The following is a 21153-nucleotide window of genomic DNA, read 5'->3' on the forward strand; positions in this document are numbered from 1 at the left end:
GCGGCAAGATGGCGCGCGCGGAATAGACGTCGCCCTCTATTTTTTGCGAGCAAGGTTCTGCGGCCGTTCACGTACACTAGCTGGATTAAAAAAACGAGACGGACGGAGACATGAGCACCCGCAGATCTTTCCTCAAGATCGGCGCGGCCGCTGCGATTACCCTCGCAGTCGGCGGCGCCATCTATCGCCTGGCGAACCCGCCGGCGCTGCCCCATCCCTTCACGCTGGACGGCGACGCCAAGGCGGTGCTGGCCGCCATCGTGCCGGTCATGCTGGGCCCGGTATTGCCGGCTGAAGCCGGCGCGCGCGCGGCGGCGCTGGACGGCGCCATGGCGCGCACCTTGGCCGCCATCCACGGCCTGCCGCTGGGTACGCAAAAAGAAGTGCAGGACCTGTTCGGCCTGCTGGCGCTGGCGCCCGCGCGGCGCTGGCTGGCCGGCGTCTCCGGCAGTTGGGAGCAGGCCGCGCCGCAGGAGGTCGCCGCCTTCCTGGAAAGCTGGCGCCAGCATCGCCTCGACGCGCTGCAAACGGCCTACCTGGCCTTGCATGATTTGATCCTCGGCCCGTGGTATGCGGAGCCGTCGTCGTGGGCCGCGATCGGCTATCCCGGTCCGCTGAAGGAGCTGCAGAAATGAGCAACACCAATATCCCTATCGCCGCCGCCATGGGCCCGATAGCCGACCCGATCCGGGCCGGGCTGGCCGCCGGCTGGCGCGTCACCGACTGCGCGCGGCTGGACGCCGACCTGACGCTGGAGGCCGACGTGATCATCGTCGGCAGCGGCGCCGGCGGCGGCGTCAGCGCCGAGATCCTGGCGCTGTCCGGCCTGCGCGTGCTGATCGTCGAGGAGGGCGCGCTGCGCTCCTCGTCCGACTTCAACATGAAGGAGGCCGAAGCCTATCCGCAGCTGTACCAGGAATCGGCGGCGCGCAAGACGCGCGACAAGGGCATCAACATCCTGCAGGGCCGCACCGTCGGCGGCACCACCACCGTCAACTGGACCAGCAGCTTCCGCACGCCCGACATCACGCTGGCGTATTGGACCAGACAGTTCGGCTTGAAGGACTACACGCCGGAACAACTGGCGCCGTGGTTCGGCATGATGGAGCAGCGCCTCAACATCAGCGACTGGGCCGCCGCGCCCAACGAAAACAACGACCTGCTGCGCCGCGGCGCCGCCAAGCTCGGCATCCCGACCGGGCTGATACGGCGCAACGTCAACGGTTGCTGGAACCTGGGCTATTGCGGCATGGGTTGCCCGACCAACGCCAAGCAGTCGATGCTGGTCACCACCATCCCGGGCGCGCTGACCCGGGGCGCGACCCTGCTGACGCGCGCGCGCGCCGAGCGCTTCGTCATCAAGGGCGACCAGGTGGCCCAGCTCGATTGCGTGGCGCTGGACGACGCCGGCCAGCTGGCGACCGGACGCCGCATCACGCTGCGCGCCAGACACTACATCGTCGCCGGCGGCGCCATCAATTCGCCGGCGCTGCTGCTGCGCTCGGGCGCGCCCGATCCGCACGGCCTGCTGGGCAAGCGCACCTTCCTGCATCCGGTGGTGATCTCGGCCGGCACCTTCGGGCAGCGGGTGGACGGCTACGCCGGCGCGCCGCAGACGGTGTACTCCGACCACTTCCTGCACGACCAGCCGATCGACGGGCCGATCGGCTACAAGCTGGAAGTGCCGCCGCTGCATCCGCTGCTGCTGGCGACCACCACCGCCGGCTTCGGCGCCCAGCACGCCGGCGACATGGCGCAGTTCCCGCACAAGCAGGCGATCCTGGCGCTGCTGCGCGACGGCTTCCACGCCGACGCGCCCGGCGGCAGCGTGGCGCTCGACAGCCGCGGCGCGCCGGTGCTCGATTATCCGATCAGCGACTTCGTGTGGGACGGCGCGCGCCGCGCCTTCCTGACGATGGCCGAGATCCAGTTCGCCGCCGGCGCCCAGGACGTGTCGCCGGTGCACGAGTCGGCGCCGCGCTACACCAGCTGGGCCCAGGCCAAGGCCGGCATCGCCGCGCTGCCGCTCAAGCTGCTGGCGACGCGGGTGGTGTCGGCCCACGTGATGGGCGGCTGCACCATGTCGGACGATGAACGCCAGGGCGTGTGCGGCGCCGACGGCCGCTATCACGGCCTGGCCAACCTGTCGGTGTACGACGGCTCGCTGTTCCCGACCTCGATCGGCGCCAATCCGCAGCTGTCGATCTTCGGCGTGGTGGCGCGGCTGGCCAGCGGCCTGGCGCAGCGGCTGACCGGCAAGCCGGCGGCCCGGCCGCAGCGCGCCTGATCCTGGCGGCGGGGGTATGATGGCGGCATGATCAAACGCTGGATTATCCTGTTGTTGGCAGTGCAAGCCGGCGCCGCGCTGGCGCTGGCGGCCGTTTTGCACCAGCTGTGGCGGCCGGCCTGGCCCGCTTCGCTCCAGCCATCGCTGCACGCGCCGCTGACGGCGCTGGCCTGCCTCGCCGTCGGCCTGGCGGCGGTGCTGCTGGTGCGGATGGCGCTGTCGCTCAACAACTTCCTGCTCAGTTCGCGCGCCGGCAAGGGCGATCCGACGCCGGCCGCGCATGCGCTCAATCCGGCCAGCGCCGCCGGCCTGTTCCTGCATGAATTCGGCGCCTCGATGCTGGCCACGAGCTACTACATGCTGCGCCCGCTCGGCATGCAATTGCAGCCCAATGCGCGCGGCCTGCCGGTGTTGCTGATCCACGGCTACGCCTGCAACAGCGGCTACTGGCGGCCGCTGAGCGCGCAACTGGCGCGGGCCGGCATCAGCCATTACGGCATCGACCTGGAACCGCCGGGCGCCTCGATCGACGCCTACGCGCCGCAGGTGCAGGCCGCCATCGAACGGCTGTGCGCGGCCACTGGCAGCAAGCAAGTCATCATCGTCGGCCACAGCATGGGCGGACTGGTGGCGCGCGCCTGGTTGCGCCGCTACGGCGCGGCCGCGGTGGCGCGCGTGATCACGCTGGGTACGCCGCACCATGGCACCGCGCTGGCCCACCTCGGACCGGGCGGCAACGCCGCGCAAATGCGCTACCGCAGCGATTGGCTGGCGGCGCTGGCGGCGTCTGAGGCTAATTTGCAACGGAGCCTGTTCAGCTCTATCTATTCTGTCCATGACAACATCGTCGCGCCGCAGGATTCCGGCGCGTTGCCGGGGGCCCGCAACCTGGTTTTCGGCGCCGTAGGCCATGTGGCGCTGGGGCGCCACCCGCTTATTCTGCGTTGTGCCCTGGAAGAAATCGCAGCCGTCGGCGGATTGTGATTTTGTGTGAATATTCGCGTTGCTACTTACTGTATGTTTATTGTTGATGCCGCCCCGTTTGCGCCACGGCCGTGTGGCGCACCGCGGCGGCGTCGAGTTGCGCACGCCGTTGAACGCGATCATCGGTTTTGCAGGTACTATGTAGATGACGTTGCATGGGCCAATAAATGATGACCAGGAAAAACAACTGCGGACCGTGCAAGGCAGCGCCCGACATCTGCTATCCTTGATCAACGACTTGCCGGAGCTGGCCCCACGGGACTGGGCCCGCCCTGAGCCAGCGTCCGGCGGCGCTGCCGCGCGGCGAGATCTTGCTTGAAAGTGAATCTGGCGTCGGGCGCATCTTCACCCCGGCGCTACCGCTGGAACGATGAATAAGGGGAGCTCAACGTGTCGGCACGTATCCTGATCATAGAAGACAATGCCACCAACATGGAGTTGATGGTGTATCTGTTGCGCGCCTTCGGCTACCAGCCCTTGTCGGCCAGCGATGGCGAAGCCGGCGTCGCCGCGGCGCGGCGGGAAGTGCCGGACCTGATCATCTGCGACGTCCACCTGCCCAAGCTGGACGGCTACGGCGTGGTGGCCGCGCTCAAGGCCGATCCCGCGCTCAAACACATTCCGACGCTGGCGGTGACGGCGCTGGCGATGGCCGGCGACCGCGAGAAACTGCTGGAGGCCGGCTTCGACGGCTACATCGGCAAGCCGGTCGAGCCGGACAGCTTCGTCAAGCAAATCGAGTCTTTCTTGACCGGGGCAGTGTCGACCCCGCCTAAAAACGACATCGCCACCATCCTGATCGTCGACGACCACGTACTGAACCGCGAATTCCTGATGACGCTGCTGGGCTACGGCGGCCACCGGCTGCTGGAGGCGGCCAACGGCGCCGAGGGCCTGACCATGGTGCGGGCCGAGAAGCCCGACCTGGTGATCTCCGACATCCTGATGCCGAACATGGACGGCTACGAGTTCGTCACCCGCCTGCACAGCGATCCGCAGACGGCCGACGTGCCGGTGATCTTCTACACCGCCACCTACCGCGAGCGCGAGGCGATGGCGGTGGCGCAGTCCTGCGGCGTGCGTTGGGTGCTGCCCAAGCCGTCCGATCCGGAGGTGATCCTGCGCACCGTGCACGAGGCGCTGGGCCTGGCCGAAGTGGCCGAGGACGAGCAACTGCCGTCGTTCGCGCCGGAGCCGCCGCAGGAAGGACGCTTCCACAACATCGACGACAAGGTGGCCGAATACCTGGGCGAGCTGGAATCGAGCAGCCAGCTGCTGTCCAAGTTCGCCCACGAGACCGACGAGGCGGCGCCGGAAAACCTGACGCGCATGACGCAGCGCTTGACCAGTTCACTGTCCAGCCTGCAGGCGGTGAGCCTGCGGCTGACCGCGCTGATCGAGCTGGGCATCGAACTGGGCGCCGAACGCGATCCCGGCGCGCTGGTGGAGATCGGCTGCCGGGTGGCGCAGAATATCTGCGTCTCCAAGTACGCCTGCATCGGCGTGCTGGAGCCGGGCGCGGCCGAGCTGTCCTACTTCGCCAGCTGCGGCGCCGGCGTGCCGGCCCGGCAGATCGCCTTGGCGCCGCGCGCCGGCGTGCTGCGCGGCCTGCTGGAACAGCGCCAGGCCTGCCGCATCAACGACCTGAGCGGCGACCCGGCCGGCATCGGCCTGCCGGCCAGCCATCCGCCGGTGCATTCCTTCCTCGGCGTGCCGATCGCCTCGCGCGAGCGCATCCACGGCTGGCTGTACCTGGTCGACAAGCTGGGCGCCGACGGCTTTTCCGAGGTCGACGAGCGCGTGGCCGCCACGGTGGCCGCGCAGATTTCGGTGGCCTACGAAAACCTGCTGCTGTACGACGAGATCAAGCGCCACCACGCCCAGCTGACCTTGGACATGAACGCCCGCATCCGCCTCGACGAAGACCTGCGCCGCTTCCGGCTGGCGATGGACGCCACCGCCGACGCCATCTTCCTGGTCGACCGCGCCGGCATGTGCTTTGTCGACGTCAACGTCACCGCCTGCCGCATGCTGGGCTACGAGCGCGAGGACTTCCTCAAGGTCGGCCCCAACAAGTCCGTCGAGGGCGAGCTGAACCGCCTGGAGGAGCTGTACGACAAGCTGCTGGCCGGCGACCAGAGCGGCGCCATGACCGAGTTGCTGCTGTACCGCAAGGACGGCTCGCCGCTGTCGGTGGAAGTGCAGCGGCGCACCCTGCGTTCCGGTCCCAGCTGGATCCTGGTGGCGGTGGCGCGCGACATCACCGAGCGCAAGGAGGCCGAGCAGCGCCTGCTCAAGCTGGCCCACTTCGATACGCTGACCGGCCTGCCCAACCGCAGCCAGTTCTACGATTCGCTGAGCCACTCGCTGCGCCAGGCCAACGATCACAAATGGTCGCTGGCGGTGCTGTTCCTCGACGTCGACCGCTTCAAGAACGTCAACGACACCTTGGGCCACACCATCGGCGACGAGCTGCTGCGGCAGTTCTCCAGCCGGCTGGTCGACTGCCTGCGGGTGCGCGACACCATCGGCCGCTTCGGCGGCGACGAGTTCGCCGCCATCCTGATGCTGCCCGAGGGCGCGCAGAACGCCATCGCCGTGGTCGACAAGATCCGCGAATCGATGCGGCGGCCGTTCGACCTCAAGGGCCATGAAGTGACGGTCACGGCCAGCATCGGCATCTCGGTCTACCCGGACGACGGCGCCGATCCCGACACGCTGATCCAGTACGCCGACACCGCCATGTACCGCGCCAAGGAAGCCGGGCGCGACGCGTTCCGCTTCTTCACCTCGGAGATGAACGCGCAATCGCTGGCGCGGCTGGACCTGGAGAACGCGCTGCGGCGCGCCATCGACAACGAGGAATTCGTGCTGCACTTCCAGCCCAAGGTCCACATCGGCACCGGCCGCATCAGCGGCGCCGAGGCGCTGATCCGCTGGAAACGGCCGGGCCACGGCATGGTGTCGCCGGCGCTGTTCATCCCCATCCTGGAAGAGACCGGCCTGATCGTTCGGGTCGGCACCTGGGTGCTGCACGAGGCTTGCCGCAAGATCGCGCTGTGGGGCAAGTCGGGCGTGGGCGCGGTGCACCTGTCGGTCAACGTCTCGGGCATCCAGTTCTTCGTCGGCGGCCTGGAGGAGGAGGTGCTGAAGGCGATCAAGGAGCACGACATCGCGCCCGAACTGCTGGAGCTGGAGCTGACCGAAAGCTCGCTGATGTCCAACGCGGAAGAAACCATCACCGTGTTGCAGAACCTGAAGGCGCTGGGCATCCAGATCTCGATCGACGATTTCGGCACCGGCTATTCCTCGCTGGCCTACCTGAAGCGCTTCCCGATCGACAAGCTGAAGATCGACATCGCCTTCGTGCGCGAAGTGACCAGCAACCCGGACGACGCCGCCATCGTGCTGGCCATCATCAACATGGCGCACAGCATGAAGCTGGAGGTGATCGCCGAGGGCGTGGAAAAGGATGCGCAACTGGCCTACCTGCGCCGCCACGGCTGCGACGAGATGCAGGGCTATTACTTCAGCCGTCCGCTGCCGGAGGACGACTTCGAGATGATGTTGCGCGAGGGCCGCTTCCTGCAGGCGCCGGCCGATGACAACGTGGTCGAACAGCAGACCCTGCTGATCGTCGACGACGACGCCTTCATGCTCGACGTGCTGACCGATTTCCTGTCGCAGGACGGCTACCGCATCCTGACCGCGCAGACCGCGGCCGAAGGTTTCGACATCCTGGCGCAGAACCGGGTGCAGGTGATCCTGTGCGACCAGTGCATGCCTTTGATGAGCGGCACCGAGTTCATGGAGCGCGTCAAGAACCTGGCGCCGGACACCTTCCGCATCATGCTGTCGGCCTACGCCGACCTGACGCCGATCATGGCCGCGATCAACCACGGCGCCATCGACCGCTTCTACACCAAGCCGTGGAAGGGCGCGGTGCTGCGCGAGAACATCCGCGAAGGCTTCCGCCTGCATGCTCAGGTGCACGGCGGCCACGCGCCGGCGCTGCCGGTGCAGCCGGTCACCGCGGACATCAGGGAGTGAGTTTGGGCCTGCTCGATTTTTTCAGGTCCACGCCAACCCAAGAGAAATTTGCCCGACTGGCCCTGCAGGCCTTCGCCGACAGCGGCCACGCCGGACCGCTCAGCTATGACGCCGGCGAATTCCAGCTGGTCGGCGGCGGCGCCGGGATCTACAACCTGCACAACGCCTACCGCGATTACTGCGAGGCCAGCCGCAAACAGCGGCCCGCAGTGCTGGCCCACTACATCCTCAGCATGCAGGCGCCGACCTTGCCGGCCACCTTTGCCGCGGCGCGCGCCGGCCTGCGCCCGGTGCTGCGCGGGCGCTCCATGCTCGAATACATGCGGCTGATGTGCGCCGACCAGCGCGAGCCGCAAGCGTTCAAGCGGGGCGCGGCGCCGTTCAGCGCGGACAGCGTGCTGCTGCTGGCCTACGACAACCCGCATTCGATCCAGACGCTGTCGCACACCGCGCTGGCGGATTGGGGCGTGTCCTTCGAGCAGGCGCTGTCGGCCGCGCTCGACAACCTGCGCGACATGACGGTGGCGAACTTCGTGCCGGTGGCGCCCGGCGTGCTGCTGGCGGCCTGGGACGATTCCTATGAAACCTCGCGCATCCTGCTGGCCGACCTGTTTTTCCGGCTCGAGGTGGGCGGCGACCCGGTGGTCATGATCCCGACCCGCAGCCGGCTGCTGGTGGCCTCGTCCAACGACAGCGCGGCGCAGCTGGCCATGCTGGCGCTGTCGCGCGGCTATGCCGGCGACGAGGGGCGCAGCATTTCGGCGCTGATGTACCGCTTCGAGCAGGGCCGGGCGGTGGAATACCTGCCGGCGGACGCCGAGGTGCGGGCCGAGCTGGCGCAACTGAAAAAAATCTACCTGGCCGACGACTACGCCTCGCAAAAGCAGCTGCTGGACAAAGCCAACGCCCAGAACGAGGTCGACATCTTCGTCGCCACCTGCCAGCTGGTGCAGAAGAAAGATGGCGGACGCCTGATCAGCTACGGGGTCTGGACCGAGGGCGTCGACACGCTGCTGCCGGAGGTGGACCTGGTGGCGCTGGTGCGGCCCGACGATGGCCGCGAACACGGCGCCGGCGCCCCCAAGCTGGTGGCCTGGGACGAGCTGCGCGCCAGCATCGACGAGCTGACGCACAGCGTCGAGGGCTACCCGGCCCGCTACCGCCTGCGCAACTTCCCCAGCCAGGACCAGTTCGACGCGCTGACGGCGCGCGATTTCTGAACGGCGGCGTCACGCCAGAACAACGCATAGACTAGCCCAGCAGCAAAAATCTGGCTTACTATCGAGCTTGTGATGGTCGAGTTCGAGGTTGAAGATGCGCATGATGTCCAGTTTGTCCCTATTGCTGCTGGTCGCCGGCCTGGCGTCCGCCGCGCCGGACGGGTCTGCGCTGAAGATCTACGGCATGGACAGCAAGCCGATCAGCTACACCGACAGCGGCCAGCCGGCCGGCCTGGCGGTCGAGCTGGTGCGCCGCATCCAGGAGCGGCTGGGCCGGCACGACCCGATCGACATCGTGCCGTGGGCGCGGGCCCAGACCTTGGCCGAGGCCGTCCCGAACGTGATGTTGCTGACGGTGGTGCGCACCCCGGAGCGCGAGCGCCAGATGCAGTTCGTCGGCCCGATCTTCACCTCGCGCGTGGTGGCGTACGTGGTCAAGGGGCGGCTGGCCGAATTGCAGCGGCGCGATCCCGGCCTGTACCGGTCGCACGCCGGCGTGCGGCGCGGCAGCGTCTTCATCAACATGGCGCGCGGGCTGGGCTACAACGTCACCGACGAAACCAACACTTCCGAGATCGCCGCCAAGATGCTGATGAGCGGGCGCTTCGACCTGTGGTTCGACGGCGAGGAGCTGATGCCCGGCGCCATGGAGCGGGCCGGCCACCGCCCGGACCAGATCGAGGTGGCGCTGCGGCTGGGCACGGCCGAGGTGTATTTCGCCTTTTCCAACGGCACCTCGAAAGCGCTGGTCGAGGCCTGGGCCGGCGCGCTGCGCGAGCTCAAGCGGGACGGCAGCCTGCTGAAAATCCAGCGCAAGTGGCTGGCCACGCCGCCCGAGCATTAGAAAACGTGCTCTAGTTTTGCCGACTACAATCGACCATCGGCAATGCACACTTGGGAAGTTCACATGGCAAAGAAGTTGAAGCGGAATGAAGACCAGCAAACCGCGGAAGTCGTACGCATGTCCTCGCAGCAGATCTGGCAGGCCGGCCTGAGCGCCTTCGCCAAGGCGCAGGAAGAGGAGGGCAAGTTCTTTTCCATGCAGCTGTTCGAGGAGCGCGTGCTGCGCGCGCTGAGCTCGATCGGCGTGCCGACCGCCGGCGACGTGGCGGCGCTGAACCGGCGCATCGACCAGCTGACCCTGCAGGTGGCCGCGCTGCGCGCGGCGGAAAAGCTGAAGAATGGCCGGCGATAGGCCGGTTTGGCCGCAACTTGCGGCATCAGCCCGGCATGTGCGCGTAAAAGCACGCACGGATGTTTCTAAGATAGTCTCATCGGTGTTATGCTTGCAGGAGAATAAACAGAGGTTTCCTTGCTATGCTACAAAAAGCACCCCGCCGTACCCGCGAACGCATACTCGAACTGTCGCTGCGTTTGTTTAATGAATTCGGCGAACCCAACATCACCACCACGGTGATCGCCGAAGAGATGAATATCTCGCCGGGGAATCTGTACTACCATTTCCGCAACAAGGACGACATCGTCAACTCGATCTTCGTCCAGTTCGAAGCCGAGATCGAGCGCATCCTGACCGTGCCCAACGGCCGCCGCTCGAACATCGAGGACGTGTGGCTGTACCTGCACCTGATGTTCGAACTGATCTGGCGCTACCGCTTCTTCTACCGCGACCTCAACGACCTGCTGTCGCGCAACCGCAAGCTGGAGCTGCACTTCAAGCAGATCCTGGCGCACAAGATCAAGGTCGCCAAACAGCTGTGCGAAGACCTGCGCAGCGAAAAATCGCTGGAAGCCTCCGACAACGCCATCGACGCCATGGCCACCAATATGGTGGTGGTGGCGACTTATTGGCTGTCCTACGAATACGTGCGCAATCCGCGCAAATACAGCGAACAGCAATCGATGGCAGACGCGCTGGCGCGCGGCTGCTACCAGGTGCTGTCGCAGATCGGTCCCTACCTGCGCAACGAAACCAGTTTGCTGTTCCAGAAACTGTCCGAAGAATACCTGAAGAAGCTCAAGTAAGCTGACGGAGACTGCCATGGCATGGAACCCCTTTCCGTACCCCGATCCCGCCTACCTGTACACGCCGGCCAGCCTGGAAGCAGCCTGGCCGGTGCTGCATGGCGGCGACCAGGAGCCGTTCCCGGTCAACCCCTTGCTGGTGCAGGCCTGGATCGCCTTCCATGCCGGCGAGTTCGAGCGGGCCGCGCGGCTGGGCCTGGACGTCGGCGTGAACGGCTACTCGGTGGCGCACAAGGCCATCTGCATCTACGCGCACTACCTGGAGCTGAGCCCGCAAAAAAAGCTGGCCACCTTCGAATGCGTGGCCGAGCGCTGCGAGCGGCAGCAGCTGGAGCAACCCCATAATTCGTCCGGCTACTACTGGCATGCGTATGCGCTGGGCCAGTATTCGCAGGGGATTTCGGTGGTCAAGGCGCTGGCGCAGGGCCTGGGCGCCAAGGTGCGCAACAGCCTGGACACCTCGATCCGGCTGGCGCCGCTGCGCTCCGACGCGCACATCGCGCTGGGCGTCTACCACGCCGAGATCCTCGACAAGGTGGGCGCCATGATCGGCGGCCTGACCTACGGCGTGAAACGGGAAGAATGTTATAAACAGTTTCAGGCCGCGCTGGCGCTGGCGCCGGAGTCGGCGATCGCCCGGGTCCGCTATGCGCGCGCGATGATGATGTTGGAAGGTAAAAGGAAGCAGGCCGAAGCGATCAGCCTGTGCGAGCAAGCCGCCCGCTGCGCCATCCACGATGCGATGGAACGGCTCGATGCGGACGCGGCCAAACGAGAACTGGTAGAGGAAAAACAGTAGTGAAAGCTATTTGCGTGTATTGCGGCGCCAACGCCGGTGTCAATCCCGTGTATGCCGAAGCGGCCCGCGCCCTGGGCCGGGCCCTGGTGGCGGACAACCTGTCGCTGGTCTACGGCGGCGGCAATGTGGGCCTGATGGGCATCATCGCCGATGAAGTGCTGCGCATGGGCGGCGAAGTGACGGGCGTGATCCCGACCGCGCTGGTCGAGCGGGAAGTGGGCCACACCGGCCTGACGCGCCAGTTCATCGTCAAGGACATGCACGAGCGCAAGGCCATGATGGCCGAGCTGGCCGATGGCTTCATCGCCATGCCGGGCGGCATGGGCACGCTGGAAGAATTGTTTGAAATGCTGACCTGGTCGCAGCTGGGCATCCACGCCAAGCCGATCGGGCTGTTGAACGTGGACGGCTTCTATGACGGCTTGAGCGGCTTCATCCAGCACGCCAGCGCGCAGGGTTTCATCCGTCCGCAGCACGCGGCGCTGATGATGTCGGCGCCGGAACCCCAGGCCCTGCTGCAACTGCTGAAGGCCTAGCCCGCGCGGCTGCTCAGGTCCACAGGCGGGGCGCGCCGGTATCGAGGTGGGTCAGGTACAGGCGCAGGTCGAACTCGTACTGGTGGTAGTTCGGCTCCATGTAGGTGCACAGCTTGTAGAACGCCTTGTCGTGCTGTTTTTCCTTCACGTGCGCCAGTTCGTGGACCGCGATCATGGTCAGGAATTCCTGCGGCACTTCCTTGAACATGGTCGCCACGCGGATCTCGTGCTTGGCCTTCAGTTTGCCGCCCTGCACGCGCGAGATCGAGGTGTGCAGGCCCAGCGCGTGATTGATCACGTGGATCTTGCTGTCGTACCCGACCTTGTTAATCGGCTCGGCGTTGCGCAAATGTTCATTTTTCAAATCTTGCACATACTGGTAAAGTGCCTTGTCGGTGCGCAGGTCGTGCGCCTTGCTGTAGCGTTTGAGCAGCACTTCGCCCAGACGGTTCTGGGCCAGGAGTTGCGATACTTGCTGCTGGGTTTGCTCGGAATAGGCGCTGAGGTACTTCAGGGAGGACATGTTGGGCACGGCTGGAAAGAATCGAGGCGTGAATGTACCACACCCGGCCGTCCTCCCCATCTTTGGAGGGAGTTCATATGCAGGTAACGCGTATCGTGACCAATATCGCCACGGTGGACATCGAAGCCGCCAAGGCCTTCTACTCCGGCGTGCTGGGCCTGGCGGTCGTCATGGACCACGGCTGGATCGTGACGCTGGCCGGCGCCGGGCAGGCCGCGGCGCAGATCAGTTTTGCGTCCGAGGGCGGATCGGGCACGCCGGTGCCCGACCTGTCGATCGAGGTGGACGACCTGGATGAAGTCCACCGGCGGCTGGTGGCCGCGCGGCTGGCGCTCGAATACGGCCCGGTCAACGAGCCGTGGGGCGTGCGGCGATTGTTCGTGCGCGATCCGTTCGGCCGCCTGCTGAATATCCTGTCGCACGACTAGCCCAGCTGTTGTTCGATGGAGCGGGTCCTGGCGGTGATCGTGGCGCCGGTGTGCAGCGCGGCTTTTTTTTCGATCAACATGATCAGGCATTCCTGTTCCGCCACCGGGTTGTGGCGCACGCCTTTCGGCACGACATAGCGGCGTCGTGGCTATGTCTGGCCAGCGAGCCCGGTAGCTTGGCGGCCTTGACATAACTATCGTCGAGTTTGGCGATCACGCGATCGCCTTGAGCCTGGCCAGTTGGGCGTCCGTCGCCGCCGCGTCGGCGCCCGTATGCCGCGGCTTGACAGTAGGCTTCGACCAGGTCGATACCATCGTATGGCGGGCCGTGCCTCAACCAGTCCAAGCCCTGAGGCGGCGGACCCAGTGTGCCCGAGGACGCTGGCCATAGCCCGTATAGTCATTTCGGCATAGCGCAGCATCCCGCACATCGCTATATAATCGAGTTTATTGCGATACTCTTACTTGAAGGAAAAATGATGTTGAAACTCGGGGTGGCGTTGGTGTTGGCGGCGGCGGGCGCTTCGGCGTCGGCGACGGATATCACGGTGTCGGCCGCGGCCAGCCTGACCAATGCCTTCAAGGAAATCGGCGCCGCCTACGAGAAAGAGCATGCGGGCGACAAGGTGCAGTTCAACTTCGCCGCCTCCGATCCGCTGGTGCAGCAGATCGCCAAGGGCGCGCCGGTCGACGTGTTCGCTTCCGCCGACCAGGATGCGATGGACAAGGCCGACAGCCTGAAATTGCTGGCCGCCGGCAGCCGCAAGAATTTCGCCAGCAATACCCTGGTGCTGATCGCGCCGGTCGCCGCCACCTTGCCGATCAAGGGCATCGCCGATCTGCAGCAGGCCGCCGTCACCCGCGTGACGATGGGCAACCCGGCCAGCGTGCCGGTCGGCCGCTATGCCAGGCAAGCGCTGGAGCAGGCCAGGCTGTGGACCGCCGTCGAGCCCAAGGCCATCTTCGGCACCTCGGTGCGCCAGAGCCTGGACTACGTGGCGCGCGGCGAGGTCGATGCCGGCTTCGTCTACGCCACCGATGCCGCCGTGATGAAGGACAAGGTCAAGGTGATCGCCACCGTGCCGACCGCAACCCCGGTCAGCTACCCGATCGCGGTGATCGCGGCCGCTCCGCAGGCCGCCGCCGGCCACCGGTTCGCCGACTACGTGCGCTCGTCCAGCGGCCAGGCGATCCTGGCCAAGTACGGCTTCGGCCGTCCGTAAGCGGTGGACGTGCTGCTCGCCGAACCGGCCTGGATCGCGCTGCGCCTGTCGCTGAAGGTGGCGTGCTGGGCGACGCTGGTGGACCTGGTGTTCGGCGTGGCGCTGGGCTATCTGCTGGCGCGCAAGCGCTTCCCGGGGCGCGAGCTGCTGGATGCGCTGCTGACCTTGCCGATGGTGATGCCGCCCACCGTGCTCGGCTACTACCTGCTGGTGCTGATCGGCCGGCACGGCGTGATCGGCGCGTGGTTGCAGCAGACGTTCGGCATCAACCTGATTTTCACCTGGCAGGCGGCGGTGATCGCGGCGGCCGTGGTGGCGTTTCCGCTGGTGCTCAAGGGCGCGCGGGCGGCGTTTGAAACGGTCGACACGCAGCTGGAACAGGCCGCCAGGGTGCTGGGCATCTCGCCGTTCGGCGTGTTCTTGCGCGTGACCCTGCCGCTGGCCTGGCGCGGCGTGCTGGGCGGCGCCTTGCTGGCGTTCGCGCGCTCGATGGGCGAGTTCGGCGCGACGCTGATGGTGGCCGGCAGCATCCCCGGCAAGACGCAGACGCTGTCGATCGCCGTGTACGAGGCGGTGCAGGCCGGGCAGGACGACAGCGCCAACCTGCTGGTGATCATTACTTCCGTGGTCTGCATCGTGGTGCTGATCGCGGCCAACAAACTGACGCCCAACCGCAACCCGCAGGCCTGAGTATGCAAATCGATATCGACATCGCCAAGACCCTGCGTTCCGGCGCGCGCACTTTTGAATTGCGCGCGCGGCTGGCGTCGGACAGCCGGCGCATCGTCGTCTACGGGCCGTCGGGCGCGGGCAAGAGCTTGCTGCTGAAGGCGGTGGCCGGGCTGATGACGCCCGACAGCGGCCGCATCGAGGTGGCCGGCCGCAGCCTGTTCGACAGCGGCAACGGTATCGACCTGCCGCCGCAGCGGCGGCAACTGGCCTATCTGTTCCAGGATTACGCGCTGTTCCCGCATCTGAATGTACGGCAGAACATCGCCTTCGGCTTGCGGCGCGGCTGGCGCAATCCGCTGGCGGGCGTGGATGGCGCGGCGCTCCGCCACTGGCTGCGGGCGTTCGAGCTGGAGCATGTGGCCCACCAGTTGCCGCATCAACTGTCCGGCGGCCAGCGGCAGCGGGTGGCGCTGGCGCGCGCGCTGGCGCCGGAGCCGGCGGCGCTGCTGCTCGACGAGCCGTTCGCGGCGCTGGACCCCGGCCTGCGCGAGCGCATGCGCGCCGAACTGGACACGCTGCAACGCCGCCTGAACATTCCGATGATACTGATCACCCACGACCCCGAGGACGTGCGCGCTTTCGGCGAGCACGTGCTGCGCATGGAAAATGGTAGCATGGCCGACGTCAAGGACCTGGAGCTAGTCGAGCGCGATGAAGCCTGAAGAACACGCAATGGCATTGCAGGGCAATGTATGGCTGACCGTCGGCGGTCAGAAGCTGGGCGGGCAGGACCGGATGGCGCTGCTGGCGGCCATCGCCGAACAGGGGTCGATCACGGCCGCGGCCAAGGTGGTCGGCATGAGCTACAAGGGCGCGTGGGACGCCATCGAAGCGATGAACAACCTGGCCGGCGAGCCGCTGCTGGAACGCGCGGCGGGCGGCAAGGGCGGCGGCGGCACACGGCTGACGCCGCGCGGCGCGCAGCTGGTGGAAAATTTCCGTAAAATCGACGAAGAGCACCGCAAGTTCGTGGCGCACCTGAGCAGCCAGTCGCACGCGCTGGCCGACGATTTTCTATTGATACAAAGGATGAAGATGAAGACCAGCGCGCGCAACCAGTTCAGCGGCAAAGTGGTGGCGCTGAAAGAGGGCGCGGTGAACGACGAGGTGACGCTGGAAGTCGTCGGTGGGGTACACATCGTCGCCACCATCACGCGCGACAGCTGCGACAGCCTGAGCCTGGTCGTCGGCGCCGAAGCCTTCGCGCTGGTCAAGGCCTCGTCGGTGATCGTGGTGACGGACATGGGCGCGGCCCGGTTTTCCGCCCGCAACCGCTTGTCCGGCACGATCACGCGGGTGCAGGTGGGCGCCGTCAACACCGAGGTCAGCATCGAATTGCCGGGCGGCGGCGCGATCGCCGCCATCGTCACCCGCGACAGCGGCGAAACGCTGGCGCTGGAGGTCGGCATGACCGCCACCGCCATCTTCAAGGCGTCCAGCGTCATCCTCGGCACGCCGGGCTGATCACGACTCGAACTGGGCGAAGCGGGCCGGCGTGACACCCAGGATGCGGCGGAACAGCGCGATAAAACTGCTGACGCTGTCATAACCCAGGCTGAGCGCCACCGTCGTCACCGAGGCGCCGCCGTTCAGCAACTCCATGCCCTTTTGCAGCCTCGCCACCTGGCGCCATTCCACCAGCGACATGCCGGTCTGGTGGCGGAAGTGGCGCGTCAGGCTGCGGCGCGACCAGCCCAGTTTGGCGGCCCATTCGTCGAGGTCGGTCTCGTCGGCCGGATTGTCGGCGATCGCCGCCGCCATCGCCTGCAGGCGCGGATGGCTGGGCATGGTCAGGTGCAGCGGTTCTTCGTCGGCCGCGCGGACTTCGTCCAGGAACACCGTCATCAGCCGTCGTCCGGCGGCGTCGGCCGGCATGCCGCCGGGCCAGGCGACCATGCGTTCGAGCAGCGACGCCGCCAGCGGCGACATGCGCATCACGCGCGACCGCTGCGGCAGGTCGGCGCACAGCGAGGGCGTCAGATGGATGGTGTAGCCGGCCAGGCCCGGCTTGAAGGTGCTGGCGTAGGCGCTGGCGCCGTGCGGCATATTCGGCGGTATCCAGCCCAGCCGGCCGCGCGGCAGCACCTGCCGCACGTCGCCGGCCTCGACCACGATCACGCCTTGCAGCGGAATATACAGCTGGCCTTCCGGATGGTGATGCACCAGCTTGATGTCGCCGGTGCTGTGGTCGGCGTGCTGCGCGGCCACCATGATCGGCATCTCGTCCGTCAGCCGTTTGTCGCCATAGTAGTTGCTACCCATATTTTGGCCCGATTGCGATATTACTTGTCTGTCGCCAGTTAGTCAGGAGTTGAGTTCTCTGGCAATCTAGGACTTTAGCTTATAGCAAGGAATCGGCATGACTGCAATCGATACGGAAGAAGTGCTGGCGCTGCTGCGCGAGGCCGGCGCCGATCTGTGCGAGACCTTTTGGCGCCATGAGCCGGTGTTGGAAGTGGACGAGATGATGACGGCGTTGCGCCGCATCGACGGCGCCGCCAACGCCGGGCTGAAGCGGGCGTTGGGCCGCCTGCATCCCGCCATCGGCTGGCTGGAAGACCCGCTGGGCGACAGCGTGGCGGAAGATGCAGAAAGCGCCGCCCTGGCCGCGCGCGGCGAATACTGGATCTGCGACGCCATCGACGGCGCGGCGCAGTTCCTGCGCGCGATACCGAGCTGGTCCATGTCGCTGACGCTGATGCGCGAGGGCGTGCCGGTGTTCGGCGCCATCTTCGACGCCGTGCATGACGAAATGTTCCATGCGGTCTGGGGCCACGGCGCCTATCGTAACGGCGAGCAGATCCGCGTCAACGGCCGCGCCAGCCACTACCAGGGCATCGTCGCCACCAGCCAGCCGCCGTTTGCCGGCCGCGACCGGCGCGCGGTGCGCCAGGCCGGCGCCGCGCTGAGCGCCATGCTGCCGGACGTGGCGGCGGTGCGCAGCCCGGGCGCGACCTCGTTGCAACTGGCGTATGTCGCGTGCGGCCGCCTCGATGGATACTGGCAATTCGGCGCCGACGGTTTCAATTGCATCGGTGGCGCGCTGCTGGTGCGCGAGGCCGGCGGCCAGGCGACCCAGGTCGACGGCAAACCCTATGGCCTGGGGGCGCTCAGCATGGCCGCCGCGGCGCCCGGTGCGCATGCCTCCATGCTGCTGCGCTTGCAGCAAGCGCTGGAGGCGCGGGCGCCCGGGCGTCGGGATTAGCGCCCGGCGACCTTGCCCCCCTGCTGGCTGCCTCCCTTGGAAGATTGTTCGGACCCGGCGCCGCGCGTGCCGTTGGCGGCGTTTTTCTCGGCGTTGGCGCGGGCCGCGGACTGCCGGCTTTCCCCACCTTTGCGGCCGATCTGCGCCATGTGCTCGCGGTCGCGGCTGACCGCCTCGCCGCCTTTCTGGCCGGCCCGGCGCGCTTCTTCCGAATCGAATTCATGGGCCGTGCCTTTTTGGTGGGCCGCCTGTCCGCCCTTGCTGGCAATGGCGCGCTGGGTTGCTTCGTCCATCGCCGCAAAGCCGCGTTTGGCCGCGCCTTTCGGCTTGCTTTGATCGTTACCTGAATTACTGGCCATAAGACCTCCTCATGAGTGTTATGAAATTCCGTCAGGGTTCCCCGAGCAGCCAGCCCTGAAGCCGGCTGCTCTGCATGGTTAGAGAATCAAGATTGACGAAAGTTCCACAAAGAAGGCGCTTCAAAATGACCGTGGCGTTGTTGCAGCTCCTTGCCGTGCAGGCGCACTGTCTTCGTTTTCGCTGCGCCTTCGGCGCAGCCGCCTAGCCACGCTCATTTTGAAGCGCCTTCTACAACAGGGGCGATTAATGGCGCAGTTCGCTCGCCATCTGGTACTTGGACATCTGCTCGGCGGTGCGCGCAGTCTGTTCCGAGGCCTGGTGCATGATTTCCTCGGCGACGTCGGTGGCGGCGCGGCGCACCGCCGGCATGTGGGTGGCGGCCGTTTGCGCCAGGCTGGAGTTGGCGCGGCTGAGGATCTCGACCAGGTGGTGCTGGTAGTTTTGCAGCGCGCCCCAGCCCGGCGTCAACTGGGTGCCGACGGCGGAGCCCAGTTGCGCCGCGTCCTTGCTGGCCATTAGCCGTTGGAAGTTGGCGCCGAATTCGGCGATCAGGTCGCGACCCAGTTGCAGGTTCAGTTCGCTCAAGCTTTGCAGGGCTTCGAGCGCGCGCCGGGTCAGGTCGGTGTACAGCGTAATCTGGATGTCGATGTGCGATTTGATCGCGGGGGGAATGGGTTGGGCGAACATGATGCGTCCTCGTCGTGATCCTTCAATGAAAAACGCCGGACTTGCGGCCCGGCGGTGTGTGCAGCCGAAGGATAGACGCGGCCAGCGCTAAAAAAGTTCCCCGAATTTATTCGGCGGCCACCTGCAGCACCAGCTTGCCGAAGTTCTTCCCTTCAAACAGCATGTTCAGTGCTTGCGGGAAGTGCTCCAGGCCTTGCACGATGTCTTCCTTGCTCTTGACCTTGCCTTCTTTCATCCACTGGCCCAACGCGGCGATGCCCAGGTGGTAGCGCTCGGCGTAGTCGAACACGACGATGCCTTCCATGCGTGCGCGGTTCACCAGCAATGACAGGTAGTTGGCCGGGCCTTTGATCGGCGTGGTGTTGTTGTACTGCGAGATGGCGCCGCAGATGACGATGCGCGCCTTCAGGTTGATGCGGGTGAGCACGGTGTCGAGGATGTCGCCGCCGACGTTGTCGAAGTAGACGTCGACGCCGTTCGGGCAGTGTTCCTTCAGGCCGTCCTTGACCGAACCACCCTTGTAGTCGATGCAGGCGTCGAAGCCCAGCTGCTTGACCACGAAGTCGCACTTGTCCTTGCCGCCGGCGATGCCGACCACGCGGCAGCCCAGCTGTTTGGCCACCTGGCCGACGGTCTGGCCGACCGCGCCGGCCGCGCCGGACACCACCACCGTCTCGCCGGCTTTCGGCTGGCCCGATTCGATCAGGCCGAAGTAGGCCGTCATGCCGGGCATGCCCAGCGTGTTGAGGTAGGTCGGCAGCGGCGCCAGTTTGGCGTCGACCTTGCGGAAGCCGTGGCGCTTGTCGCCGGCCGGGCCGACCCAGTAGCGCTGCACGCCGGTGCCGCCCTGCACGTGGTCGCCGACGGCGAAGTCGGGCGACTTCGAGGCCACCACCACGCCGACCCCGCCGGCCCGCATCACCTCGCCGATGGCGACCGGCGCGATGTAGGATTTGCCTTCGTTCATCCAGCCGCGCATGGCCGGATCGAGCGACAGGTACAGCACTTTGACCACGACTTCGCCCTCGGCCGGCTCGCGCACCGGCTCGCTCACTTGCTGCCAGTCGCTGTCCTTGACCATGCCGACCGGACGGGCCGCCAGGCGGAATTGAAGATTTGTCTCGTTGATAGTCATTTTGTATCCTCAAAGAAGAGTGTGACGGTCAATATATCTTAAATTGAACGATCGTGCTATTTTTACGGTGTATGCCCAGCCGTGCGACAATACCGGCCTTGTTAGACCTATAACGATGGTGGATATGAGCAATCCCGAATACATTTTGACACTCTCTTGCCTGGACCAGCGCGGTATCGTTCATCGCGTGTCGGGCTTCCTGGCCGACCACGGCTGCAACATCATCGACTCGGCCCAGTTCGGCGATGGCGAGTCGAAGCTGTTCTTCATGCGCGTGCACTTCGCGCTGGAAGACCGCAACGTCAACGACGACCTGCTGCGCGCCGACTTCGGCCTGCTGGGCGCCGAGATGAAGCTCGACTGGGAGCTGCGCGACGCCCACTACAAGCCGCGCGTGATGTTGATGGTGTCGAAGATCGGCCACTGCCTCAACGATTTGCTGTTCCGCTACAAGAGCGGCTTGCTGCCGGTGGAAATTCCTGCCATCGTGTCCAACCACATGGACTTCTACCAGCTGGCGGCCAGCTACAATATTCCGTTCCACCACCTGCCGCTGGCCACTGGCGCGTCGCAGCAAGCCAAGCTGGCGCAGGAAGGCAAGATCATCGAGCTGATGAACTCGCACGAGATCGACCTGGTGGTGCTGGCGCGTTACATGCAGATCCTGTCGCCCGGCCTGTGCACGGCGTTGAAAGGGAAGGCGATCAATATCCACCATTCCTTCCTGCCGAGCTTCAAGGGCGCCAAGCCGTATGCGCAGGCGCACCACCGCGGCGTCAAGCTGATCGGCGCCACCGCCCACTTCGTCACCGGCGACCTGGACGAAGGTCCGATCATCGAGCAGGACGTCGAGCGCGTCGACCATTCGATGGACGCGGACACGCTGTCCGCCATCGGCCGCGACGTCGAGTGCGTGGTGCTGGCGCGCGCCGTGAAATGGTTTGTCGAACACCGCATTTTGCAGAACGGCGACAAAACTGTCGTCTTCAAATAAAACTAAA

23 protein-coding genes and 1 pseudogene are annotated in these 21153 nt (G+C 66.0%); 18 read left to right on the forward strand and 6 right to left on the reverse strand.

All coding sequences use genetic code 11. The features are described from left to right. The first annotated feature begins 110 nt into the window (after positions 1-110). From AC1RMD_RS13060 to AC1RMD_RS13110, 11 genes and pseudogenes are all read left to right on the forward strand, one after another. Positions 111-635 (forward strand): twin-arginine translocation signal domain-containing protein, encoded by a 525-nt coding sequence (locus AC1RMD_RS13060; RefSeq protein WP_492927047.1) that lies wholly within the window; start codon positions 111-113, stop codon positions 633-635. Further along, positions 632-2287 (forward strand): GMC family oxidoreductase N-terminal domain-containing protein, encoded by a 1656-nt coding sequence (locus AC1RMD_RS13065; protein ID WP_492927048.1) that lies wholly within the window; start codon positions 632-634, stop codon positions 2285-2287. The genes AC1RMD_RS13060 and AC1RMD_RS13065 overlap by 4 nt, the downstream gene beginning before the upstream one ends. 27 nt (positions 2288-2314) lie before the next feature. Next, a complete protein-coding gene (locus tag AC1RMD_RS13070) occupies positions 2315-3271 on the forward strand; it encodes an esterase/lipase family protein (protein ID WP_492927049.1) in 957 nt (318 codons plus the stop codon). Between the two features lie 94 nt (positions 3272-3365). After that, a pseudogene (locus AC1RMD_RS13075) lies at positions 3366-3524 on the forward strand (histidine kinase dimerization/phospho-acceptor domain-containing protein); the annotation flags it as partial. 137 nt (positions 3525-3661) lie between these two features. Beyond that, complete coding sequence (locus tag AC1RMD_RS13080) at positions 3662-7321, forward strand: EAL domain-containing protein (protein ID WP_492927050.1); 3660 nt, start codon at positions 3662-3664, stop codon at positions 7319-7321. Beyond that, a complete protein-coding gene (locus tag AC1RMD_RS13085) occupies positions 7318-8541 on the forward strand; it encodes a DUF1444 domain-containing protein (RefSeq protein WP_492927051.1) in 1224 nt (407 codons plus the stop codon). Before AC1RMD_RS13080 ends, AC1RMD_RS13085 begins: the two co-directional genes overlap by 4 nt. A 100-nt stretch (positions 8542-8641) precedes the next feature. Beyond that, a complete protein-coding gene (locus tag AC1RMD_RS13090) occupies positions 8642-9385 on the forward strand; it encodes a substrate-binding periplasmic protein (protein ID WP_492927052.1) in 744 nt (247 codons plus the stop codon). A 63-nt stretch (positions 9386-9448) separates the two neighbouring features. After that, the gene (locus tag AC1RMD_RS13095; RefSeq protein WP_492927053.1) at positions 9449-9736 is read left to right on the forward strand and encodes a phasin family protein; all 288 of its coding nucleotides are present in this window, start codon (positions 9449-9451) and stop codon (positions 9734-9736) included. Between the two features lie 122 nt (positions 9737-9858). Continuing rightward, on the forward strand, positions 9859-10524 hold the full coding sequence (locus AC1RMD_RS13100; RefSeq protein WP_166100382.1) for a TetR/AcrR family transcriptional regulator: 666 nt from the start codon (positions 9859-9861) through the stop codon (positions 10522-10524). Positions 10525-10540: 16 nt separating this feature from the next. Next, positions 10541-11323: a hypothetical protein gene (locus AC1RMD_RS13105; RefSeq protein WP_492927054.1), complete on the forward strand. Its 783-nt coding sequence runs from the start codon at positions 10541-10543 to the stop codon at positions 11321-11323. Beyond that, positions 11323-11859, forward strand: a complete 537-nt coding sequence (locus AC1RMD_RS13110; RefSeq protein WP_492927055.1) for an LOG family protein — start codon at positions 11323-11325, stop codon at positions 11857-11859. The genes AC1RMD_RS13105 and AC1RMD_RS13110 overlap by 1 nt, the downstream gene beginning before the upstream one ends. 13 nt (positions 11860-11872) lie before the next feature. Here the strand turns inward: AC1RMD_RS13110 and AC1RMD_RS13115 are convergent, their stop codons facing one another. Then, positions 11873-12382: a YgjP-like metallopeptidase domain-containing protein gene (locus AC1RMD_RS13115; protein WP_492927056.1), complete on the reverse strand. Its 510-nt coding sequence runs from the start codon at positions 12380-12382 to the stop codon at positions 11873-11875. Positions 12383-12459: 77 nt separating this feature from the next. Between AC1RMD_RS13115 and AC1RMD_RS13120 the strand changes: the two genes are divergently transcribed. After that, entirely contained in the window at positions 12460-12810 is a 351-nt protein-coding gene (locus AC1RMD_RS13120; RefSeq protein ID WP_492927057.1) for a VOC family protein, read from the forward strand. Here the strand turns inward: AC1RMD_RS13120 and AC1RMD_RS13125 are convergent. Next, positions 12807-12941, reverse strand: a complete 135-nt coding sequence (locus AC1RMD_RS13125; RefSeq protein WP_492927058.1) for a hypothetical protein — start codon at positions 12939-12941, stop codon at positions 12807-12809. The two genes, AC1RMD_RS13120 and AC1RMD_RS13125, sit on opposite strands and share 4 nt — an antisense overlap. A 345-nt stretch (positions 12942-13286) precedes the next feature. On the opposite strand from AC1RMD_RS13125, the gene modA reads away from it, so the two are divergent. From modA to AC1RMD_RS13145, 4 genes are read left to right on the forward strand one after another with little or no spacing between them, the layout of a single operon-like run. Further along, positions 13287-14033: a molybdate ABC transporter substrate-binding protein gene (gene modA, locus AC1RMD_RS13130; RefSeq protein WP_492927059.1), complete on the forward strand. Its 747-nt coding sequence runs from the start codon at positions 13287-13289 to the stop codon at positions 14031-14033. Positions 14034-14036: 3 nt separating this feature from the next. Next, positions 14037-14723, forward strand: coding sequence for a molybdate ABC transporter permease subunit (gene modB / locus AC1RMD_RS13135; protein WP_492927060.1), 687 nt, complete (start codon positions 14037-14039; stop codon positions 14721-14723). Positions 14724-14725: 2 nt separating this feature from the next. Then, the gene (locus tag AC1RMD_RS13140; RefSeq protein ID WP_492927061.1) at positions 14726-15427 is read left to right on the forward strand and encodes an ABC transporter ATP-binding protein; all 702 of its coding nucleotides are present in this window, start codon (positions 14726-14728) and stop codon (positions 15425-15427) included. Continuing rightward, positions 15417-16229 carry a TOBE domain-containing protein gene (locus AC1RMD_RS13145; protein ID WP_492927062.1) on the forward strand — a complete coding sequence of 271 codons (813 nt, stop codon included), beginning with the start codon at positions 15417-15419 and terminating at the stop codon, positions 16227-16229. The genes AC1RMD_RS13140 and AC1RMD_RS13145 overlap by 11 nt, the downstream gene beginning before the upstream one ends. Here AC1RMD_RS13145 and AC1RMD_RS13150 read toward each other — a convergent pair whose 3' ends face one another. Next, the gene (locus AC1RMD_RS13150) at positions 16230-17027 is read right to left on the reverse strand and encodes a helix-turn-helix domain-containing protein (protein ID WP_492927063.1); all 798 of its coding nucleotides are present in this window, start codon (positions 17025-17027) and stop codon (positions 16230-16232) included. It abuts the gene before it with no gap. A gap of 97 nt (positions 17028-17124) precedes the next feature. Between AC1RMD_RS13150 and AC1RMD_RS13155 the strand changes: the two genes are divergently transcribed. Then, entirely contained in the window at positions 17125-17970 is an 846-nt protein-coding gene (locus AC1RMD_RS13155; protein WP_492927064.1) for an inositol monophosphatase family protein, read from the forward strand. Here AC1RMD_RS13155 and AC1RMD_RS13160 read toward each other — a convergent pair. The 3 genes from AC1RMD_RS13160 to AC1RMD_RS13170 form a co-directional block, all read right to left on the reverse strand. After that, positions 17967-18329: a KGG domain-containing protein gene (locus tag AC1RMD_RS13160; protein WP_492927065.1), complete on the reverse strand. Its 363-nt coding sequence runs from the start codon at positions 18327-18329 to the stop codon at positions 17967-17969. The genes AC1RMD_RS13155 and AC1RMD_RS13160 overlap by 4 nt on opposite strands. 244 nt (positions 18330-18573) lie before the next feature. Then, entirely contained in the window at positions 18574-19017 is a 444-nt protein-coding gene (gene phaP, locus AC1RMD_RS13165; RefSeq protein WP_492927066.1) for a TIGR01841 family phasin, read from the reverse strand. 106 nt (positions 19018-19123) lie between these two features. Further along, a complete protein-coding gene (locus AC1RMD_RS13170; RefSeq protein WP_492927067.1) occupies positions 19124-20152 on the reverse strand; it encodes an NADP-dependent oxidoreductase in 1029 nt (342 codons plus the stop codon). A gap of 124 nt (positions 20153-20276) precedes the next feature. Here AC1RMD_RS13170 and purU point away from each other — a divergent pair, with 124 nt between their 5' ends. Next, positions 20277-21146 carry a formyltetrahydrofolate deformylase gene (purU, locus tag AC1RMD_RS13175; RefSeq protein ID WP_492927068.1) on the forward strand — a complete coding sequence of 290 codons (870 nt, stop codon included), beginning with the start codon at positions 20277-20279 and terminating at the stop codon, positions 21144-21146. Positions 21147-21153: the final 7 nt, after the last annotated feature.

The sequence above is a fragment of the Duganella sp. GW822-FHT06D06 genome (assembly GCF_058799615.1).